Below are 1071 nucleotides of genomic sequence, written 5' to 3'. Positions count from 1 at the left end.
GCCCGTCCCCGTCCCCGTCGTCGCCCACCTCCCACCTGGCCACCGTCGCAGTGCCAGCCCGCCGGGCCGGCGGTGCACAGGCTCCTCACAGATTGCGCAGAGAGCATCACGCCCATGATGCAGCCGTCGGACCCGACCAGCCTCGCCGACTCCTCCGGGCCGCCGGCCAGCGCCGCCGCTGCGCGGCCGGCCGGGAACAGCTCGCCCGACGGCTCGCCGGCGGCCGTCAGAGTCCGGTGGCTGCGCGGGCGGCCCGGGGATCCGGCGTGGGCGCGGCCGGGGCTGTTCGCGCTGCTCGTCGCCACCACAGTGCTCTACCTGTGGGACCTGAGCGCGTCCGGCTACGGGAACAGCTTCTACGCCGCGGCGGTGCAGGCCGGGACGAGGAGCTGGAAGGCGTTGCTGTTCGGGTCGCTGGACGCCGGGAACTTCATCACGGTCGACAAGCCGCCGGCGTCGCTGTGGGTGATGGCGGTGTCCGGGCGGATCTTCGGCTTCTCCAGCTGGAGCATGCTGGCGCCGTCCGCGCTCTGCGGCGTGGTCGCGGTCGCCCTGATGTACGCGATGGTGCGCCGGTGGTTCGGGCCGGCGGCGGGGCTGTTCGCCGGGGCGGTGCTCGCGCTCACACCGGTGGCGGCGCTGATGTTCCGCTACGACAATCCCGACGGCGTCCTGACGTTCGTCCTGGTCGTCGCCGCCTACTGCCTGGTCCGCGCGGTGGAGGGCGCCTCTGTCCGGTGGCTCGCCGGGGCCGGGGCCGCGCTCGGCGTGGCGTTCCTGACGAAGATGCTGCAGGGATTCATCGTGCTGCCGGCGTTCGCGCTGGTCTACCTGCTCGCCGCGCCGACAGGCCTGTGGCGGCGGGTCTGGCACACCCTCGTCGGTGGCCTCGCGGTGGTGGTCGCCGCCGGCTGGTGGGTGGCGACCACGGCACTGTGGCCGTCGGGTTCCCGTCCCTACATCGGCGGCTCGACCGACAACAGCGTGCTCAACCTCGCGTTCGGCTACAACGGGCTCGGTGGAGGGCGCCTCTGTCCGGTGGCTCGCCGGGGCCGGGGCCGCGCTCGGCGT

1 protein-coding gene is annotated in these 1071 nt (G+C 73.9%); it reads left to right on the top strand.

Annotated features, from left to right (window positions below):
* Positions 1 to 114 precede the first annotated feature (114 nt).
* The coding region (locus C1A33_RS26175) for an ArnT family glycosyltransferase (RefSeq protein WP_243407964.1) at positions 115 to 1071 on the top strand (957 nt) is incomplete at its 3' end.

It is taken from the genome of Frankia canadensis (assembly GCF_900197875.1).
GTDB lineage: Bacteria > Actinomycetota > Actinomycetes > Frankiales > Frankiaceae > Frankia > Frankia canadensis.
The sequence above is the reverse complement of the archived record's forward strand: the minus strand, read 5'-3'. Positions and strand labels throughout refer to the sequence as shown.